The sequence below is a fragment of the Chryseobacterium sp. c4a genome, assembly GCF_009900745.1.
Classification (GTDB): Bacteria; Bacteroidota; Bacteroidia; order Flavobacteriales; family Weeksellaceae; genus Chryseobacterium.
This window is the reverse complement of record NZ_WXVU01000002.1, coordinates 67,649-87,541: the sequence shown is the minus strand read 5'-3', so window position 1 is coordinate 87,541 and position 19,893 is coordinate 67,649. Positions and strand designations below refer to the sequence as shown.

Below are 19,893 nucleotides of genomic sequence, written 5' to 3'. Positions count from 1 at the left end.
AATATTATTAATTTTGACCTAGTTTTTTTACATGAAAAGGGGTTTACAATTATTATTTTTTTTAATATGCTTTTTGGGGTATTCACAGCTTAAAATTAAAGTTGTAGACGGCTCCAATCACAAGCCTATCTCTAATGCCAAGGTTTTCTGTGGCAATACGACTCTTGGTTATACCAATCTTCAGGGAGTTCTGGAATTTAAAACAACCTGCCAGAATATTGAAGTGGAAGCTGAAGCTTATCAAAAGGAAACTACTACTGTAGAAAGCAGCATGGAGGTTTCTTTGACCAAAAAATCGGCAAAAACTACCAGTATCGAAACCGTAGTGATTGAAGATAAAAGTGATCCGAGAGCTCTGGAAATCCTTAAAAAGGTAAACAAACTGTTCAATGAAAACTCTCCAAAAAGTTTAGGCTCTTATTCTTATAAATCATACGAAAAAATTTCACTGGACATTGATGAAGACAGTCTTTCTCAATTCAATCAGTATTTTAATGATTTAAGCTTCTTCAAAAAAAAGAGGACAAAAGATTCTCTGAACAACATCAGCGCAAGAAAAATATTTGCAAAAAGTAAACTCTTCCTTTGGGAAAGAGCACAGGAGTTTTTATACTCTAAAAAGTATGGCGAGAAGATCAATATCCTTGACAATAGGATTTCTGGATTGAAACAGCCGGTCTACGAAATGATTGCTCTTCAACAAAGTAACAGAGATATTGTTCCTGAACAGGTAAAACCGGAAAACAGAGGTCTTTACAGATATTTCCTCTCCGATACTATAGAACTTGACGGCAGAAAAAACTTTGTCATTCGTTTTCGTGAGGTTAATTATAAAAATCCGGATAAAAAAAGAAAGTATACAGGTGCCATTTATGTAGATACTGAAACCTATGGGATTAAAAAAATTGAAAATTTCAGTAAAAATAAAAACGACGGAATTATCACAAGTACCTGGATTTTCTACAATAACAAATGGTTCCTTGCCCATGAAAAGACTAAACTTAAAATGGGTAAAATGGCCTTGGATGACAAGGAACACAAAGACAAAAAGGATAAAAAAAGCTTTGGAACCTACGCATTCCTTACTTCAAAATATTTTGATTTTGAATCTCCTATTGAAGAAAAGGCTAAAGATTTCAAAGGCTATACTTTTGATGTGAAAAGCATTGACGGCCATTCTTTGAATCAATACAGAACAGAACCGCTCACTGAAAGGGAACAAAATACTTATAAGACCATCGACAGCCTTGGTAAAAAGTATAAAATTGACAGCAAAGCACAGATTATTTCCGGATTACTTAACGGACAGATCAGAGTGGGTGTTGTAGATTTTGCTGTGGATGAAATTGTTAACTACAACTCGTATGAAGGATTCAGACTGGGATTAAAGGCAAAGATTAACGAAAATTTCAATCCTTACTTCTCTCCCGATTATTATTTTGCTTATGGAGTAAAAGACAGAAGATGGAAATACGGAATGGGGATTGACATCAAAACCACATTAGAAAAAAACTCATTCTTCAGATTTGATTTTTATGATGATGTAACGGCTTCAGGCGAATTTTACAGAAGACTCTGGAATTTCAAAATGAGAATGATGAATTTCGGTAATAACCTTAACAATGATAAGTATTTTCATTTCAAAGGAGCCTCTTTATCTTATTTGAATGATGTTACCAACGGTCTTACTCTGGCGCTTGCTGTAAGAAGAAATGTAGAAGAAGCTCAATTCGCTTATGACTTTAGAGGTGAAGGGGCTTCATTCAAGAATTTCAATACATTGTTTACTTTAAAATACTCTCCCAATTCCACAAATATTATGACACCACAGGGTAAATCCCTGATCGATCAGAAATATCCGGAATTGTATTTCAACTATGAACAGAGCTATAAAATGGCAGGAGGAAGTTTCAATTACTCTCGTTTTGATGCTCTTTTTGTTCATAATTTTAAGACAGCAATCGGAACAACAGGTTTCAGGCTTTATGGTGGAGTTGTTTTAGGTGAAGCTCCAATCTGGAAGAATTTCACCATGAACGGGCTTGCCTCTCCGGGCAAAGATTTTAATTTTAACCTTACTTCTTTCCTTGGGTTTGCAACCTTGGAAGGGGGGAAATATTACAATGATAAATTTGTAGCCTATTATTTCACTCACAAATTACCTTGGTACTTCAAAAGCTTTGGACATAATGTTTCCAGCTTTGATTTTGTTCTTCGTGGAACGATTGGAGACATGAAACATCCGGAATACCACCAGTTCAGATTTAAAAAACTGGATCACCTGTATCAGGAAGTGGGATTGGAATGGAATAACTTCCTTTCCAGCTATTTCAACCTGGGATTATTCTACAGGGTTGGCTATTATGCTACCCCACAATTCAAACAGAATTTCGCCATTCAGTTTAAATTAAAATTCCTGGAGTTTTAATAGTTTATTATTACTCAAACATATATTTATATACAAGAACATGCAAAGAATAGAAATAAAAGCTGAGGCGTTTTTTGAATTATTAAAATTGAAAGATACTTCTATGTGGGCCATTTTCTCACAGATGATCGATGGGAATGAAAAAGAGATTATATTTTTAGATGGTGAAGATAAAATCCTTTTCAACTATATTTTACCTTCTAATACCGAAAAACTGGAAGAAGACAGAAAAGAATTCTCTAAGCAGTTTGCTGATAAACTTGGAAGCCTAAATTAAAAAGCCAATGAATAAGAATTATATTTTTTCTTTACTGGGTCTTTTTTTATTCAGTATCGGAAATGCTCAAAGCTATCAAAAGCCACTGGTGTCAGCCATTAAAGAAACAGATCTTAGAAAAGACATGTATGAATTGGCTGCAGACCAGTTCTGGGGACGTGAAGCAGGAACTTTAGATGAATTGAAAGTATCGATGTGGCTGGCTGATAAGGCCAAAGAAGCAGGAATGAAGCCTGCAGGTGACAATGGTACTTTTTTCCAATTTTTTGAGATGTACAGACATCAGGTGACTCCACAAAGCAGCCTTAAAATTGGTGATACGAATTTAAAGCTATGGAAAGATTTCCTTGTGGCTGAGCCCGTAAATGCTTCTGTAGATGCAGAAATTGTATACGCAGGAAATACAGAACCTGAAGATCTTTCTAAACTTAATCTTAAAGGAAAAGTTCTGGCAGTAAATGCTTCTGACAAAAGCATCGATAAAGACATGACCCTTTTTGTAAGAAGATATCCCGGATTTGTAAGAACAAAGTATTATAATAAAGCTAATGAACTGGGGGCAAAAGCCATCATTTTTATTACTGACGATATTTCAGAAAAAAGCTGGGTAGAAGTACTTCCTCAAATGACCAGAGGCAGCTATGGCGTGGAAGGATTAAGAGAAAAAATTACCAATAATATTCCTGTTCTTTGGATCAAAAGAGAAAATGCCAATTGGGTAAAAAGCAACCCTAAACTTTCTCTTAATCTAATGACTGAAACATACAAATATCCTTCTGTAAATATCATTGGAAAAATTGAAGGTACAGATCCTGTTCTTAAAAAAGAATATGTTCTGTTGAGCGGGCATCAGGATCATGACGGAATCAGACATCCTGTAAAAAATGATACCATTTATAATGGTGCTGATGATAATGCAAGTACTTGTGTTGCGATGCTGTCCATGGCAAGAGCATACAAAAAACAACCGGGAAAAAGAAGTATCTTATTTGTATTCCATGGTGCAGAAGAAAGAGGGCTGCTTGGTTCAAGATGGCATGCCGCTCATCCTGTTGTTCCCAAAGAAAATATTGTAGCCGTATTGAATGGAGATATGATCGGAAGAAATGATAATAATGAAGCGGCTCTATTAGGAGGAAATACTCCTCATAAAAACTCTGAAGAACTTGTAAAAATGGCCGAAGATGCCAATAATGAAAGTACAAAATTCAAGTATTTGAAAGACTGGGATTCGCCGAATCATGCGGAATATTTTTATTTCAGAAGTGATCATCTTCCTTATGCTAAAATCGGAATTCCTGCTGTATTTTTCACCAGTGTACTGCATGATCAATACCACACTCCACAAGATGAATCTGAAAACATCAACTACAAGAAGTTATATAAAATGACAGAATGGATGTACAGAACATCCTGGAAGGTAGCCAATGAGGCTGAACGTCCGAAAGTGATTTCAAATTTTACTCTTGAAAGATAAATGACCAAATCCGGCTCCCTGAAGGGAGCCGGATTTTTCTTATTTTAATGCCACGAATAAAATCATTAGTGAATTCATGACTAATAAAAATAGGGTGAAATTTTAGATTCATCTTTACAACAACTAAATCAGCAGATTCATCAAAGATGGATCATTGTTGAGATAGTTAACAAAAAAATCCTGCTTTTTCATATTATCCATCAGCGGAGTGAAATCTTCTTTTTGCTTCAATGCAATTCCTACTACTGCTATCCCCTTTTCTTTTGAATTTTTCTGAGTATATTCAAAAAAAGTAATATCATCATTAGGCCCTAATACTTCCATAACAAAAGTTTTCAAAGCTCCGGGACGTTGCGGAAACCTCACTAAAAAATAATGTTTTAAGTTAGCATACAGCAAAGCTTTTTCTTTGATCTCTTCCATTCGGATAATATCATTATTGCTTCCACTGATAATACAGACTACATTTTTTCCTTGTATCTGATCTTTGTATTTTTCCAACGCAGCTACCGAAAGAGCTCCTGCCGGTTCTACGACAATAGCATCTTTGTTGTATAATGAAAGAATGGTTTCACACACTAGCCCTTCTTCTACCGTAGCCATATCATATAGTGTGTCTTTACAAAGTTTAAACGTAAGATTTCCTACCTGCTGTACAGCAGCACCGTCTACAAAGCGGCTAATTTTTTCAAGATGTACGGGTTTCCCTACTTCCAGCGCTTTTTTCATACTGGCTGCAGCAGAAGGTTCTACTCCAATGATTTTTGTTTGAGGGGAGAGTTTTTTAAATACAGTACAAATCCCTGCTGCCAATCCACCTCCACCAATCGGGACAAAGAGATAATCAATAGGCTCTTCTGCCTGTTCAAGAATTTCTAATGCCGTTGTAGCTTGTCCTTCAATAATAGCAGGATCATCAAATGGATGAATGAATATTCCTTCGTGCTCATTACAAAACCTCATCGCTGCTTCTTTTGCTTCATCGAAGGTATCGCCCAATAAAACGATATCAATATAATCACCACCAAACATTTTCACTTGCTCCAGTTTTTGTCCCGGTGTTGGCAAAGGCATAAAAATAGTTCCTTTCACTTTCATCGTATTACATGCAAAAGCTACTCCCTGAGCATGGTTACCGGCACTGGCACAAACAATTCCTCTGGATAATTCTTCATGAGACATTGTTGCCATTTTATTGTATGCTCCTCTGATTTTGTAAGATCTTACTCGTTGAAGGTCTTCTCTTTTAAAGTGTATTTTCGCATGATAAACCCTTGATAAATTGCTATTAACAGCTAAAGGGGTTCTGACACATACATTTTCAAGTCTTTCTGCTGCTTTATAAACGTTATCCAACATGGATAAGTAGGTTTCTCCCGTCCTCATTTTTGTTTGTATTAATTATTCTCAGGTCTCAGGCTGCGTACAGTTTTTCCTGCTTGCCACATTTCGCTTTCTCTTAACTCTGTTAACTCTACTTCCAATTTTTCTCTGTAATCAGGCTTGCTGTTGCTGTCAATAGATCTTTGCGCCTCATTTCCTGCTGCAACATTATCATATAATTCCTCAAATAAAGGAGAAGTTGCATCTCTAAAACGTTTCCACCAATCCAGAGCACCTCTTTGAGCCGTAGTACTACAATTAGCATACATCCAATCCATTCCGTTTTCTGCAACCAATGGCATTAATGATTGGGTAAGTTCTTCTACAGTTTCATTAAATGCTTCAGAAGGACTGTGTCCATTTTTCCTTAATACATCGTATTGTGCAGCAAATATTCCTTGTACAGCACCCATTAATGTTCCTCTTTCCCCTGCAAGGTCACTGTATACTTCTTTTTTAAAGTCTGTTTCGAATAAATATCCGCTTCCTATCGCAATACCAAGAGCAGCTACTCTATCTCTTGCTTTTCCTGTTGCATCCTGATAAACAGCAAAACTGCTATTTAATCCTCTATCCTGAAGGAACATTCTTCTCAATGAAGTTCCTGATCCTTTCGGAGCTACCAAAAATACATCTACATCTGCCGGAGGAACGATTCCTGTACGCTCATTAAAGGTAATTCCGAATCCATGAGAAAAATACAATGCCTTCCCCGGAGTAAGATGTTGTTTTACCTTCGGCCAATATTCAATTTGTGCGGCATCACTCAAAAGGTAGCATATAATTGATCCTTTTTCTAAGGCTTCTTCTATTTCAAATAAGGTTTCTCCAGGTACAAATCCGTCAGCAACTGCCTTATCCCAAGATTTAGAATTCTTTCTCTGCCCTACAATTACATTAATTCCGTTGTCTTTCTGATTGAGTGCTTGCCCAGGCCCTTGTACTCCATAGCCAATGACAGCTACTACTTCATCCTTTAATACTTCCTGTGCTTTTTGTAATGGAAACTCTTCTCTTGTTACTACGTTTTCCTCTACTCCTCCGAAATTTAATTTTGCCATTTTCTGTAATTTAATTTTGTTATTTATAATATTGATTAATAAAAACTGATCTCTTTTATACTGAAATCAAAAAAGATTTTACAGCAACATTTAAGCTCACTTTAGTAAGTTCAAATAATGCCAATAAAAAGTTCACATAAGATGAAAATCAAAGATTTTCAAAGAACTTTAGTGTACCTGATATACATCAGACCTGTCACTTAAAAATATCTTAAGTGTTATTTTCAGGGTTTCATATAACTTATTGTATGGTTATATTCAACTAGCATATTCTATTGCTGTGAAATATGGATTTTTATGATAATGAACTTCCAGTATATCCACTTGTTTTTCCATTTGTCTGGTAATCTTCTGAACAGATTCTTCCGTTTCCCTAATAGTGATCACAAACTTTCTGATGTTCTCCATCTCAGCAGGCCCCATATTAAAGTTTACCATAGAAATCCTTCTTCTCGAGAAAATAGCATTGATCCTGCTGATCAATCCTAAACAATCCTCTGTATAGGCTGTTATCGTATATTCTTTATGTTCTTTTTTCATATTTTTATATTTATTTATTATTGGTTCAATACGATCTCTGAAACACTTTTTCCCTGTGGAATCATTGGAAATACGTTATGTTTTTTCCCGGTCATCACTTCCAGTAAAAATGCCCCTTGATGAGCAAGCATTTCATCAATAGCCTCTTTGAGATCTTGTCTTTGGGTTATTTTTCTTCCAGGAATATGATATCCTTTTGCCACCTGTACAAATTCCGGACTCTGAATATCTACAGAAGAATAACGCTCCTCATGAAACAATTCCTGCCACTGTCTTACCATTCCCAGATAGCTATTGTTCAGAATTAAAATTTTAACTTCAGGATGATATTGCATGATGGTACCTAACTCCTGAATATTCATTTGCGCCCCTCCGTCTCCCATCACTGCTATAACTGGAAATCCTGTTTCTCCATAAGCAGCTCCTATTGCTGCAGGAAGACAAAATCCCATGGTTCCCAATCCACCACTGGTAATATTAGTTCGAGGATGTTTAAATTTTGAATATCGGCAGGTTATCATCTGATGTTGTCCCACATCTGTTACAATAACCGCTTTTCCCTTCGTTGTTTCATTAAGATGCCTGATCACTTCTCCCATAGTGATTTCTCCTTCATTCGGATATAACTCATCGTTAATCAGATTAATACTTTCCGTCTCCAGACAATTTTTGAATTTTTGATGCCATTCCGGGTATTCTCTATTTTTAATCTGTTTGGTAAGAAGTGGTAAGGTCTCTTTGCAATTTCCCAGAACCGGAGCATCCACTTTTACATTTTTATTGATTTCTGCTTTATCAATATCCAGATGAATGATCTTGGCCTGTTTAGCATATTGATCCAGCCTTCCGGTCACACGATCATCAAAGCGCATTCCTACGGCAATCAAAGTATCACATTGGTTGGTAAGAATATTAGGGCCATAGTTTCCGTGCATTCCTACCATTCCTACTGCTTGTGGATGATCTGTAGGAAGTGCTCCCATTCCAAGAGCAGTCCATGCTACCGGAATTCCTGACTTTTCTGCAAACTCTATAAATTCTGTCTCTGCTTTCCCCAGCATAATTCCCTGTCCTGCAATAATGAAGGGACGTTCTGCATTATTAATGAATTCTGCAGCTTTCTCAATAGCCTCCAAAGAGGGAGCTGGATCAGGTTTATAGCTTCTCAGAGACTGACAGGATACATATCCTTTATAGGATACTTTTTGTAGTTGTGCATTTTTTGTAATATCTATAAGTACAGGCCCCGGTCGTCCCGATCTGGCAATATAAAAGGCTTTAGCTAAGACTTCAGGAAGCTCATTGGCATCTGTCACCTGATAATTCCACTTGGTAACCGGACTGGTAATATTCATCACATCGATTTCCTGAAAGGCATCTGTTCCCAAAAGGTGTTCAAATACCTGCCCCGTGATGCATACAATTGGAGTATTATCCAACAACGCATCTGCCAGTCCTGTTACAAGATTGGTGGCTCCGGGGCCACTGGTTGCCATCACTACACCTACTTCCCCGGATACTCTTGCTAATCCTTGTGCTGCATGTACAGCGGCCTGCTCGTGGCGAACAAGAATATGTTCCAGCTGTTCTTTATAGTCATAAAGTGCATCATAAATAGGAATAATAGCACCTCCTGGATACCCGAAAACCGTTTTCACACCCTCCTGAAGAAATGCCTCAAGGATAATCCGGCTTCCGCTAAGTTCTTTTTCTGTTGAAAGATTTAAATTCTTCATGATGTTTGATTTTAAATTTCATCCGTTACACAGCCTTCAGCAGCCGATGACACCGTTAACGCATATTTATAAAGCAATCCTTTCTTAACTTTTAGGGCAGGTTTCTGCCAACCTTCCTTTCTTTTTTTGATTTCTTCCTCTGAAACTTTAAGCTGGATGGTGTTATTTACCGCATCTATTTCAATAAGGTCATCATTTTCTACAAAAGCGATCAAACCGCCTTCATGAGCTTCAGGAGTGATATGTCCCACTACAAAACCATGAGTTCCGCCACTGAATCTTCCATCAGTAATCAAAGCAACACTGCTTCCCAGTCCTGCTCCTATTAAAGCGCTGGTAGGTTTCAGCATTTCCGGCATTCCAGGAGCTCCTTTTGGGCCTTCATTACGAATTACAATCACGTCCCCATGCTGTACAGTTCCGTCTTCAATTCCTTTGATGAGGTTCTTCTCACCATCAAATACACGGGCTTTTCCTACAAACCTTTCTCCTTCTTTACCTGTTATTTTAGCAACACTTCCTTTTTCTGCAAGGTTTCCATACAGGATTCTCAAGTGGCCGGTCGGTTTTATAGGATTTGATAGAGGTCTTATAATTTTCTGGGTATTAAAATCCAGCGTCGGAACATCTTCTAAGTTTTCAGCTAATGTTTTTCCGGTAACCGTCAGGCAATCTCCATGCAGTAAACCTTCTTCCAGCAGATATTTCATAACAGCAGGTATTCCGCCATGCTCGTGTAAATCCTGCATCAGATATTTACCGCTTGGTTTAAGATCTGCAAGCATAGGTGTGCAATCACTCATTTTTTGAAAATCATCCTGAGTAAGAGGCACCCCTACACTTTTGGCCATTGCGATGAAATGAAGAACTGCATTGGTACTTCCTCCTAACACTACAATAAGGCGGAGTGCATTTTCAAAAGCGTGTCTTGTCATGATATCTGAAGGTTTGATATCTTTTTCCAGAAGGATTTTAAGGTATTGCCCCGCTTCCAGACATTCATTTTGTTTTTCTTTACTTAGAGCCGGATTGGATGATGAGTAAGGAAGACTCATCCCTAGAGCTTCTATTGCAGAAGCCATTGTATTTGCGGTATACATTCCACCACATGCACCAGCTCCAGGACAGGAATTTTTAACTACACCATCAAAATCTTCCTCTGAGATCTCACCTGCTATTTTCTTTCCCAACGCTTCAAAAGCTGAGACGATATTCAAGGTTTCTCCTTTGTAGCATCCTGGGGCAATCGTTCCTCCATATACCATCAGTGAAGGTCTATTCAATCTTCCCATTGCGATAATGGTTCCCGGCATATTTTTATCACATCCCGGTAGAGCAATAAGCCCATCGTAGTACTGTGCTCCACAAATAGCTTCGATACTGTCTGCAATTACATCCCGGCTGACCAGTGAATAACGCATTCCATCTGTTCCGTTACTCATCCCATCGCTTACCCCAATTGTGTTAAAGATCAATCCTGCTAATCCATGATCCCATGTCCCTTTTTTGACGACTCTGGCCAAATCATTCAGGTGCATGTTACAGGTATTTCCATCATATCCCATACTTGCAATCCCGATTTGTGCTTTATGCATATCCTCTTCTGTAAAACCAATCCCGTATAGCATTGCTTTTGCCGCTGGCTGTTCGCTGTTCTGTGTGAATGTTTTTGAATATTTATTTAACATATTATCCCGCATTTACTGTTCTTCCAGTCTTCTTAGATGACTATTTTTTTACTTAATTTTGATCCAAAACTACAGCTTGTAATATTTTTTAATTTTCAACTTTTCAGAAAATTACAATATTCAATCATTTGGAACTCATTTTTAAATTACTGATTATCAGATAAATAATTATCTACAATTTACAATGACAAAACTCTCACCAATTTCAAATAAGCCTGTTGTACCTTTTCACTTGCTGTATTTTCCCATTGTTTTCTGAAAGGAACATCATCCAAAGAATCCAAGGCTACAATTTCAGCTGCTGTACCACAGAAAAATCCGGCATCTGCCCCTCTCATTTCTTCTGGTTTAAAAAGGGTTTCTTTCACAGGAATATTCAGTTCATTACATATTTCAAAAACCGTCTGCCTTGTGATACCAGGAAGAATGCTTCCTTTTGCAGGAGTAAATAATGTTCCGTCTTTTTCGTAAAAAACATTAGCGCCTGAACTTTCTGCCACATATCCGTTCTCATCCAATACCAAAGCTTCATCATACCCTTTGTCTTTTGCATCCTGACAAGCTAAAATAGAGTTCACATAATGCCCGCCTACTTTTGCTTCGACCTTAAAAGCTTTAGGATTAGGACGCTGAAATTCCGAAGTCATGATCTTCATTTTATCTGCCAGATACCCATTACTCCATTCCCAGGCGAGTAAAGACAGGTAAGATTCTTTACCTTTTGAAAGCGACATATTGGGTGAGCAGGTTACCAGAGGTCTGATATACGCATCAGTAAAGCCGTTAAGTTCCAAAAGTTCGTAAGTAAGCGCTGTAAGCTGATCTGCCGAATAATCGAAAGGGATATGCATCAGTTCTGCGGATCTTTGTAATCTTTCATAATGTTCTTTCGCTTTAAAGATTCTGGTTCCATGGGCAGTACTGTAAGATTTGATACCTTCAAAAACTGAATATCCATAGTGAAGCGATTGCCCGTAAAGATTGGTTCCGGCTTCTTTGGCCTTCATAAAATTTCCATTAAAATAGATGATCGTGTCGTCGTTGTAATACATGTTATAGGAGTTAAAATTTAACAAATGGGAATAAAAAAAGCCCTCTCACAGTGTGAGAGGGCTCAATATATGTACAGTCATACATCTTCCGTCTCACACACATAAGGGAATAATAATGACGATAATAATTACTGCGAATAATGAATACATACTTGTACTTTAAAAATTAAAAACAAAAAAAAGCCGCTTCAAAATGAAACGGCTTGTATATAATTTAAATTAAAATCTATTTTAAAATGCCGTTTCCTGACTGTTGTAAATGACAACAGCTGCAATAGAAATGACAATAATATTTTTCTGATTCGTAAAATTCATGTTGCAAATGTATAAACTTTTTAAATACTCACAAGTTTTTTTAACACTTTTTATTTTTTTCGTAAAAATTGATTGACGGTTTTCTTTGCTTCAGCCACATCGTGAACTCTTAAAATCTTAGCACCTTGTTCCAAAACTTTCATGTGTAATTTTTGTGTTTCCTCATTGATATCCAGAGGTGATTTCCCCAACGGTTTATAGATAAAAGACTTCCTGGAAATACCGATCAGTAAAGGAAATTTTCCAAATCCAAGATATTCAACCTCATTGATCATTTTCATCTGATCTTCTACCGTTTTTCCAAATCCAAAACCAGGATCTAAAATGATATCTTTAATTCCTTTTTGCAACAACTGATTAGCCTTTTCAGAAAAATATCGGTTTACTTCCAATGTTATATCTTCAAATTTAATTTTATCGTGCATGGTTTCATACGATGGATTGATATGCATCAAAATGTACGGAAGTCCAGTTTCTGCTGCTGTATCAAACATTTTTTCATCATATTGGCCTCCTGAAATATCATTAATGATGTCTATCCCTTCATTGAATCCGAATCTTACTGTTTCAGCGTAGAATGTATCCAGAGAAATCAGTACTTCAGGAAACTCTTTTTTAATCAGAGAAATGCTGTTCCCCAGCCTCATAATTTCCTCAGCACTGCTCAAAAATTCTGCATTGGGGCGTGTAGATTGTGGCCCAATATCAATAATTTCTGCTCCCTCTTTCAGCAACTTCTCGGTATGCTCTAAAGCCAGTTTCACATCATTGAATTTTCCGCCATCTGAGAACGAATCGGGAGTAAGGTTCAGGATTCCCATAATCTTTGGAGTATCCAGTTGTACCAGTCGGCCATTACAGTTGATAGAATGGGCTTGAGAGTTTGAGGGTTCGAGAGCTTGAGAGTTTGAAAGCATAGGAGTTTATAAATGATGAATGATAATTGATCAATGATTTTATCTCCTGCAAAATTAGTGATTTGCACTTGGAATGGGAAGCTAATGCCCAGAAATTAAATCTCCTTAATTGCTTATTTCTACTCGATGCTCTCATATTCTCATACACTCCTGCCCTACAACTCTCAAACATGATTCCCCTCAGACTCGTTTCATAAACAAAACCGAATTCGTATATTTGGAAGATTAAGAAATTTTATGTCAAAAACATCAGTACAGTTCGAGAAAGTTATCAGTCAGTGTCGTGATCTTTTCAGTAAAAAATTACAAGACTACGGGCCAGCATGGAGGGTTTTAAGACCTAGCTCCATTACAGATCAGATTTATATCAAAGTGAACAGAATCCGTACGCTGCAAATGACTGATGTAAAAATGGTGGATGAAAGTGAGGAAGATGAGTTTATCGCAATTGTAAACTACTCTATCATTGGACTTATTCAGCTTGAAAAGGGATTTTCCAATGATTTTAATGAAAATAAGGAAGAAATTTTAAATCTATATGATAAATATTCCCAGGAAGCACAAGCTTTAATGGAAAGAAAAAACCATGATTATGGTGAAGCATGGAGAGATATGAGAATCTCTTCTATTACAGATCTTATTTATCAAAAAGTATTAAGAACCAAACAGATTGAAGACAATCAGGGGAAAACCATCGTATCAGAAGGTCTTGATGCCAACTATTTCGATATGCTGAATTATGCTGTTTTCTGCCTGATTAAATTCTCTGAACAAAAAAACCAATTCGAACCCAAAACTATTTAACATGATCAAAGGTTTATTACGCTTTATTATCGCTGTCATTTTTATCCTTTCCGGCTTTGTAAAAGCTGTGGATCTGGTAGGATTCTCCTTCAAAATGGAGGAATATTTCTCACCTGCAGTTTTCAATATGCCATTTTTTGAAAAATTTGCCCTGCTGTTTTCAATTATTGTGGTTGTACTGGAGCTTTTCCTTGGGTTTATGCTGCTGCTGAAAATGAAGCTTAAATTTACCTTATCAGCTTTAATAGCCCTTTGTGTTTTCTTTGGTTTCCTTACCTTCTATTCTGCCTATTTCAATGTGGTGACAGATTGTGGATGTTTTGGAGATGCAATCAAATTTACGCCTTGGCAAAGTTTCTTTAAAGATGTAGCACTTCTGGTAGGACTTATTATTCTGTTTGTACTGTATAAAAAAGACTTCCGTAAAACGGATGAATATGGCAGTAACAAAAAAGAATCTACAGGCAAGTTCAAATATATTCTTTTCGCTGTATTTTCTTTGGGAATGATTTATATTATGGTTCAAGGAATTATGCATGAACCGATCATCGATTTCCGTGATTATAAAATTGGAACAGACATCAAAGGAGAGAAAGAAAAAATCAATAAAAATCCTTCTGAATATAAGACTTTCTACTCCCTGAAAAATCAGAAAACAGGTGAAGTTGTAAAGGTGAATCAGGATGATTACATTAAAGAAACAAAATACTGGGCAGAAGGCTCACCATGGAAAATTGAAGAAGGGAAAAATGAATCTGTACTGGTTAAAGAAGGTTATAAATCTGAGATCGTAAAATTCAAGATTGAAGATCCTTCAGGAATGGAACTTACTGATGAAATCATCAAAGCTCCAAAAGCAATTCTTGTATTTTCTTACCATCCGAAAGAGGTTTCGGCAGAACTTCTTCAAAAGGTAGAAGCTAAAGTAAACGCACAGAAAGGAACACTTATCTATGGGGTTTCAACAGATCAGAATACTTTTAAAACGATCAAAAATGCAATGATGGACGGAACTGCCATCAAGACCATTGCCAGAAGCAACCCATTTGTATTGATTCTTCAAAATGGAAAAATAATTGACAAACAGCCTGCAAAGGATTATGTAAAATAAATGTGAATAGTCAATTTTGCTTCGCAAGTGAATCGTGAATCGCAAAAATAAAGACTAGAACTCCAAATCTGGAAACACTAACTTTAAACACTAAACTTAATTTTAAAACGTATGCAAAAATCAAATAAATCAATCGCCGGATATCACCTATTAATGATCCTTTCTTCCGTAGACGGAGAATTTGCTCCAGAAGAAGGGATGCTGGTACAACAATACCTGGCAGACGAATTCCCCTTCAGAATGAATCTTGATAATGAGCTGGAAACCCTTGCTCTTTTACAACCTGAAGAATGGAAAGACCATTTTGAATTTCATGCAAGATGCTTTCATGATGATTCTACAGAAGATGAGCGCGTAAAATTTGCTCAATTTGCTAAATCTCTGATCAAAGCAGATCATAAGGTAACTGAGGAAGAACATACTTTCTATATTCTTCTGAAAAATCTATGGGGATTGGCATAAGCCTTAATCCAAAATAGAAACCAGGAAAAAATTTATCTAGGATTATTAGTAATGAGTGCATCTACATTTCAATCGCAAAAATTTCCGGATCTTAAAGCGCCTGTTGCGGAAAAGCAGGAACACATCAGAGAAATCCATGATGATAAGGTAAACGACCCTTATTACTGGATGATCGACTATTTTAAAAAAGGTAAAGATTCTACCAAAGTTGTTGATTATTTAAAGGCCGAAAATACTTATTGGGAAGGCATGATGAAAGATACAGAACCTTTCAGAGAAAAGCTTTTTCAGGAAATGAAAGCCAGAATCAAGGAGAAAGATGAGTCTGTACCGGTTTTCAAAAACGGATATTATTATTACACCCGTACAGAAGCGGGGAAACAATATTTTAAATATTGCAGAAAGAAAGATAACCTTGCCGCTCCTGAAGAAATTCTTCTGGATGTAGATAAACAGGCTGAAGGTCATTCGTATTATTCTGCTTCCGGATTCAGTATCAGCCCAGACAACACAAAGATGATTTTCGGGATAGACAATGTTTCCAGAAGACAATATTCTTTATTTTTAAAGGATCTTACTACAGGAAAGATTACTGATCTGGGGATAAAAAATACAAGCGGATCATCAGAGTGGGCTAACGACAATAAAACAATTTTTTACACAGAAAATAACCCGGAAACTCTTTTATCCGAAAAGATAAAAAAACATATTCTGGGTACCGATGCTTCTAAAGACATCGCTGTGTATGAAGAAAAAGACAAAACCAATTACATTTCTGTATACAAATCTAAGAATGAGAAATTTATCCTGATTTATTCAGGTGCCACCACTTCTTCTGAAACAAGGCATCTGGATGCAGACCACCCAGACGAAGATTTCAAGGTTTTCCAGCCGAGAATGAAGAACATTCTGTATACTGTGACCCCTCTAGAAGATAAATTTCTGATCAAAACCAATAAAGACGCTCTTAATTTTAAAGTCGTAGAAACTCCTTTAGACAAAACAGGCGTTGAGAATTGGAAAGATTTTGTTCCGCACAGAAAAGAGGTACTATTGGAAAGTATAACAGTCTTCAAAAACTATCTGATTTTCAGTGAAAGACAAAATGGTCTTACCCAATTGGTAATCTATGACCGAAAAACTGGTAAACAGGAGTTTTTAAAATTTGATGAACCTGCCTACACCGTTTTTTCATTAGGAAATCCTGAGTATAATACAGATAATTTCCGTTTTGGATATACGTCTATGATTACTCCGAGTTCTCAATACGAACAGGACTTAAAAACTGGAAAAAGAATACTTCTGAAACAACAGGAAGTTTTAGGAGGTTATAATAAAGAAAACTATACTACGGAAAGACTTTTCGCTACGGCAAAAGACGGAACTAAGATTCCCATCTCCATTGTATACAAAAAAGGATTCAAAAAAGATGGAAACAGTCCGTTATTACTGTATGCTTATGGTTCTTACGGGAGTTCTATGGATGCTACCTTTGGCAGCAACAGACTTAGTCTTTTAGACAGAGGTTTTGCTTATGCTATTGCTCACATCCGTGGAGGTCAGGAAATGGGAAGACAGTGGTATGAAGACGGGAAAATGATGAAAAAGAAAAACACGTTTACCGATTTCATCGATTCCGGAGAATATCTTGTGAAAGAAAAATATACCTCTCCTAAACATTTATATGCTCAGGGAGGAAGTGCCGGAGGATTGTTAATGGGAGCTATTGCAAACATGAGCCCTAATCTTTGGAATGGAGTAATTTCACAGGTTCCTTTTGTAGATGTTGTTAACACGATGCTAGATACCAGTATTCCTTTAACAACCAACGAATATGACGAATGGGGTAATCCTAACAATAAAGAGGCTTATTTCTATATGAAATCGTACTCACCGTATGAAAATATAGAAAAGAAAAATTACCCTAATCTACTAGTAACAACGGGTCTTCATGATTCTCAGGTACAGTATTTTGAACCTGCTAAATGGGTAGCCAAACTGAGAGAGATGAAAACGGATAAAAACGTTTTACTACTAAAAACAGATATGGAATATGGTCATGGTGGAGCTTCCGGAAGATTTGATTATCTGAAGGATCTTGCTTTGGTGTATGCTTTCATGTTTAAATTGGAAGGAATTAATAAATAAGACTCTCGCAGATTTGCAGATAACGCAGATTCAACAGGCGAGCTTAATAAAAAGTAAAATAAATCAATATATAAATCTTATGAGAAGAAAAATAGTTGCAGGCAACTGGAAAATGAACAAAAATGTAATTGATGCACAACAATTAATGATTCAATTACTAAGCTATAAAAACAATAATGCTACCAACTGTGAGGTTTGGATCGCTCCACCATCTTTGTACCTAATGATGGCTAAAGACATCTTTGAAAAGGATGAGATCGGTGTATTTTCTCAGGACATGAGTGAGCACGAAAGCGGAGCCTACACAGGAGAAATTTCTGCTGATATGCTGGAATCTATCGATGCTACAGGTTCTTTAATCGGACACTCTGAAAGAAGACAATACCACGGTGAAACCGATTCTCACTGCAACAGAAAAGTTAAATTAGCTTTAGATAAAGGTCTTACTCCAATCTATTGTAACGGAGAAACTCTTGAGCAAAGAAAAGCAGGCCAACACCTTGAAGTGGTGAAAAACCAAACTGAAGTAGCGCTTTTCACTCTTTCTGCGGAAGAAATCAAAAAGGTCGTAATCGCTTACGAACCGGTTTGGGCAATCGGAACAGGAGAAACTGCCAGTCCGGAGCAAGCTCAGGAAATTCATGCCCATATCAGAAATATTATCGCTGCTAAATACGGACAAGAGGTTGCTGATGAGGTTTCTATCCTTTACGGAGGTTCTGTGAAACCGGATAATGCTAAGGAAATCTTCTCTCAACCGGATATTGATGGTGGTCTGATTGGAGGTGCTGCTTTAAAATTAGAGGATTTCTCTAAGATTATTGAGGCTTTCAACTAATATTGAGAAGAACAATAAACATACAGATCCCCTGAAAGTTATTTTCAGGGGATTTTATTATAGGTTTTGGCTAAAGCCAATGGAAAAATTTTTACTTTTTTAAACGGGCTAAAGCCCGTTTCTATTGAATAGGTTTTTCAAGCATTCACTTTAAAACAAAAAACATATACTTTGTTATTCTGATGAAGGAAAAATCTCTACATCGTTCTTTTTAATATCATAGTTTAGATTCCTATGGAATGACAAATTTTTTTTCAAAAATTTTTGTCATTTAAACAGATTAAAGCCCGTTTCTATTGAAATTTCAATCACATACCATAAAAAACGGCGGGATAAATCCCGCCGCTTTCTGTTAAAAAAAATCTAATTATTGAATATCGACTACGTACATAGTTCCTTTATCTACCTTCCCAGTTTTAGGAAGTATTTTTGCTTTAGGGTTTCCGTTTCCGTCATCCACTACTCCAAAGTCATCATCATTGAAAACAGCCAGTTTATTATTTCCTAAATAAACAATTCCCTCAAATTTATCATGTTCATATCCTAGTTTTGCTACCAGGTCTACTGCTAATTTTTTAGAAACAGATTTAATTCCTGCTTTGGTAAGTTCATCCCATGTACACTGTTCCAGAGCTTTTCCATTGACCAGCATTCCGTCTGCAGCTGCAAGATCAGTTCCGTTTACATCTGTAGCTTCAGCTAGATTAATTCGGTACACTTTTTTAATTCCGCCTTGTGTTCCAAAATTACCGTCTCTTTCAATGACAAGAAATTCATTATTCCCCAATGCTGTAATATCACAAACCGAATCGGAAGCTCCGCCATCCTGTTTATAAAGATATTGCTTTGTTTTACCAGTGGTGATATCAAAAGTAACGATCCTCGTTAAGGTTGTATTTGTTGCCAAAGCTTTTGAAGGAACAAACATCATAGATTGTATGGTTCCTACTAGTGTTTTTCCATCCGGAGTAATACAAAGACCTTCCATCCCTCTGTTGGCTCTTCTTTTCGCCAAAACAGCAGGTAATTTTCTATTTCCAGTGTTTACACCAATCGGGCTTATTCTCTCCATCTCTACTCCATCGGCACTGTAATGAACAATATGCGGGCCGTATTCATCGGATACCCAGAATGTACCGTCTGCTGCCGCAACAATACTTTCACTGTCTAAACCATAATTATCCGTGCCCAAGACATTTCCAGCTGCATCATATGCCACTTCACCTGTACTGCCCATTCCCACAGGATTTGGAAGTCCTGTAATCGGTTTTCCTGATGGATTTTTTAGCTTAATATATTTGATTACCTCTACTTTTCCTTCTGCATTAATTTTAAAATGCATAATGGTAGGCGTAAAATCAGGGGTTAAAAACTTTTTCCCTTTCAGATAATCGGTATTTGGACCACGGTCTGTAATAACATAAAACTCTCCTTTTCTTGTAGGATGAGCGGCTGCCCCGGAACCGAATCCGCCGTTAATGACATCCACTCCATTTATTGTTGCCATTTTTGAAAAAGGAAACTCCTCTGGAAGCTTAGAATAATTAATATCCTGGTTATTTACATTGTTGTCATCATCTTTGCTACATGACCATAATGCAGCCATCATTAAAACAGAAAATAGTAATCTTTTCATATTAACTTTTATGGCGCGAA

The 19,893-nt window shown here is 36.8% G+C and carries 16 protein-coding genes; 8 read left to right on the top strand and 8 right to left on the bottom strand.

The window, feature by feature from the left end; genetic code table 11:
* Positions 1–73 precede the first annotated feature (73 nt).
* From GTR01_RS04785 to GTR01_RS04775, 3 genes are read left to right on the top strand one after another with little or no spacing between them, the layout of a single operon-like run.
* Positions 74–2,428, top strand: a complete 2,355-nt coding sequence (locus GTR01_RS04785) for a hypothetical protein (RefSeq protein WP_228452161.1) — start codon at positions 74–76, stop codon at positions 2,426–2,428.
* Positions 2,429–2,468: 40 nt separating this feature from the next.
* Complete coding sequence (locus GTR01_RS04780) at positions 2,469–2,705, top strand: hypothetical protein (RefSeq protein WP_160136726.1); 237 nt, start codon at positions 2,469–2,471, stop codon at positions 2,703–2,705.
* A 7-nt stretch (positions 2,706–2,712) separates the two neighbouring features.
* Complete coding sequence (locus GTR01_RS04775) at positions 2,713–4,182, top strand: M28 family peptidase (RefSeq protein WP_160136725.1); 1,470 nt, start codon at positions 2,713–2,715, stop codon at positions 4,180–4,182.
* 123 nt (positions 4,183–4,305) lie between these two features.
* Here GTR01_RS04775 and ilvA read toward each other — a convergent pair whose 3' ends face one another.
* The 7 genes from ilvA to folP all read right to left on the bottom strand — a co-directional run bounded on the left by ilvA (position 4,306) and on the right by folP (position 12,874).
* Positions 4,306–5,568 carry a threonine ammonia-lyase IlvA gene (ilvA, locus tag GTR01_RS04770; protein WP_160136724.1) on the bottom strand — a complete coding sequence of 421 codons (1,263 nt, stop codon included), beginning with the start codon at positions 5,566–5,568 and terminating at the stop codon, positions 4,306–4,308.
* 11 nt (positions 5,569–5,579) lie between these two features.
* A complete protein-coding gene (gene ilvC / locus GTR01_RS04765; protein WP_160136723.1) occupies positions 5,580–6,626 on the bottom strand; it encodes a ketol-acid reductoisomerase in 1,047 nt (348 codons plus the stop codon).
* 258 nt (positions 6,627–6,884) lie between these two features.
* Positions 6,885–7,166: a hypothetical protein gene (locus tag GTR01_RS04760; RefSeq protein WP_160136722.1), complete on the bottom strand. Its 282-nt coding sequence runs from the start codon at positions 7,164–7,166 to the stop codon at positions 6,885–6,887.
* A 17-nt stretch (positions 7,167–7,183) separates the two neighbouring features.
* The gene (gene ilvB / locus GTR01_RS04755) at positions 7,184–8,902 is read right to left on the bottom strand and encodes a biosynthetic-type acetolactate synthase large subunit (protein ID WP_160136721.1); all 1,719 of its coding nucleotides are present in this window, start codon (positions 8,900–8,902) and stop codon (positions 7,184–7,186) included.
* 11 nt (positions 8,903–8,913) lie between these two features.
* Positions 8,914–10,590: a dihydroxy-acid dehydratase gene (ilvD, locus tag GTR01_RS04750; protein WP_185155093.1), complete on the bottom strand. Its 1,677-nt coding sequence runs from the start codon at positions 10,588–10,590 to the stop codon at positions 8,914–8,916.
* A 179-nt stretch (positions 10,591–10,769) separates the two neighbouring features.
* Positions 10,770–11,642, bottom strand: a complete 873-nt coding sequence (ilvE, locus tag GTR01_RS04745) for a branched-chain-amino-acid transaminase (protein ID WP_160136719.1) — start codon at positions 11,640–11,642, stop codon at positions 10,770–10,772.
* A gap of 365 nt (positions 11,643–12,007) precedes the next feature.
* Positions 12,008–12,874, bottom strand: a complete 867-nt coding sequence (gene folP / locus GTR01_RS04740) for a dihydropteroate synthase (RefSeq protein WP_185155092.1) — start codon at positions 12,872–12,874, stop codon at positions 12,008–12,010.
* A gap of 237 nt (positions 12,875–13,111) precedes the next feature.
* Here folP and GTR01_RS04735 point away from each other — a divergent pair, with 237 nt between their 5' ends.
* The 5 genes from GTR01_RS04735 (at position 13,112) to tpiA (ending at position 18,237) form a co-directional block, all read left to right on the top strand.
* Positions 13,112–13,678, top strand: a complete 567-nt coding sequence (locus tag GTR01_RS04735) for a DUF1599 domain-containing protein (protein ID WP_160136718.1) — start codon at positions 13,112–13,114, stop codon at positions 13,676–13,678.
* Between the two features lies 1 nt (position 13,679).
* Positions 13,680–14,789, top strand: coding sequence for a BT_3928 family protein (locus tag GTR01_RS04730; RefSeq protein ID WP_160136717.1), 1,110 nt, complete (start codon positions 13,680–13,682; stop codon positions 14,787–14,789).
* A gap of 111 nt (positions 14,790–14,900) precedes the next feature.
* A complete protein-coding gene (locus GTR01_RS04725; RefSeq protein ID WP_160136716.1) occupies positions 14,901–15,251 on the top strand; it encodes a TerB family tellurite resistance protein in 351 nt (116 codons plus the stop codon).
* 51 nt (positions 15,252–15,302) lie between these two features.
* Positions 15,303–17,399 (top strand): S9 family peptidase, encoded by a 2,097-nt coding sequence (locus GTR01_RS04720; protein ID WP_160136715.1) that lies wholly within the window; start codon positions 15,303–15,305, stop codon positions 17,397–17,399.
* 79 nt (positions 17,400–17,478) lie between these two features.
* Positions 17,479–18,237, top strand: coding sequence for a triose-phosphate isomerase (gene tpiA / locus GTR01_RS04715; protein ID WP_065393690.1), 759 nt, complete (start codon positions 17,479–17,481; stop codon positions 18,235–18,237).
* Between the two features lie 367 nt (positions 18,238–18,604).
* On the opposite strand, the gene GTR01_RS04710 is transcribed toward tpiA, so the two are convergent.
* The gene (locus GTR01_RS04710; RefSeq protein ID WP_160136714.1) at positions 18,605–19,873 is read right to left on the bottom strand and encodes an esterase-like activity of phytase family protein; all 1,269 of its coding nucleotides are present in this window, start codon (positions 19,871–19,873) and stop codon (positions 18,605–18,607) included.
* Positions 19,874–19,893: the final 20 nt, after the last annotated feature.

Bases quoted from the DNA above. Each gene is read 5' to 3' on its own strand.
- GTR01_RS04780 (WP_160136726.1), top strand. From the start codon at position 2,469: ATGCAAAGAATAGAAATAAAAGCTGAGGCGTTTTTTGAATTATTAAAA.
- GTR01_RS04775 (WP_160136725.1), top strand. From the start codon at position 2,713: ATGAATAAGAATTATATTTTTTCTTTACTGGGTCTTTTTTTATTCAGT.
- ilvA (WP_160136724.1), bottom strand. From the start codon at position 5,568: ATGAGGACGGGAGAAACCTACTTATCCATGTTGGATAACGTTTATAAA.
- ilvC (WP_160136723.1), bottom strand. From the start codon at position 6,626: ATGGCAAAATTAAATTTCGGAGGAGTAGAGGAAAACGTAGTAACAAGA.
- GTR01_RS04760 (WP_160136722.1), bottom strand. From the start codon at position 7,166: ATGAAAAAAGAACATAAAGAATATACGATAACAGCCTATACAGAGGAT.
- ilvB (WP_160136721.1), bottom strand. From the start codon at position 8,902: ATGAAGAATTTAAATCTTTCAACAGAAAAAGAACTTAGCGGAAGCCGG.
- ilvD (WP_185155093.1), bottom strand. From the start codon at position 10,590: ATGTTAAATAAATATTCAAAAACATTCACACAGAACAGCGAACAGCCA.
- ilvE (WP_160136719.1), bottom strand. From the start codon at position 11,642: ATGTATTACAACGACGACACGATCATCTATTTTAATGGAAATTTTATG.
- folP (WP_185155092.1), bottom strand. From the start codon at position 12,874: ATGCTTTCAAACTCTCAAGCTCTCGAACCCTCAAACTCTCAAGCCCAT.
- GTR01_RS04735 (WP_160136718.1), top strand. From the start codon at position 13,112: ATGTCAAAAACATCAGTACAGTTCGAGAAAGTTATCAGTCAGTGTCGT.
- GTR01_RS04730 (WP_160136717.1), top strand. From the start codon at position 13,680: ATGATCAAAGGTTTATTACGCTTTATTATCGCTGTCATTTTTATCCTT.
- GTR01_RS04725 (WP_160136716.1), top strand. From the start codon at position 14,901: ATGCAAAAATCAAATAAATCAATCGCCGGATATCACCTATTAATGATC.
- GTR01_RS04720 (WP_160136715.1), top strand. From the start codon at position 15,303: ATGAGTGCATCTACATTTCAATCGCAAAAATTTCCGGATCTTAAAGCG.
- tpiA (WP_065393690.1), top strand. From the start codon at position 17,479: ATGAGAAGAAAAATAGTTGCAGGCAACTGGAAAATGAACAAAAATGTA.
- GTR01_RS04710 (WP_160136714.1), bottom strand. From the start codon at position 19,873: ATGAAAAGATTACTATTTTCTGTTTTAATGATGGCTGCATTATGGTCA.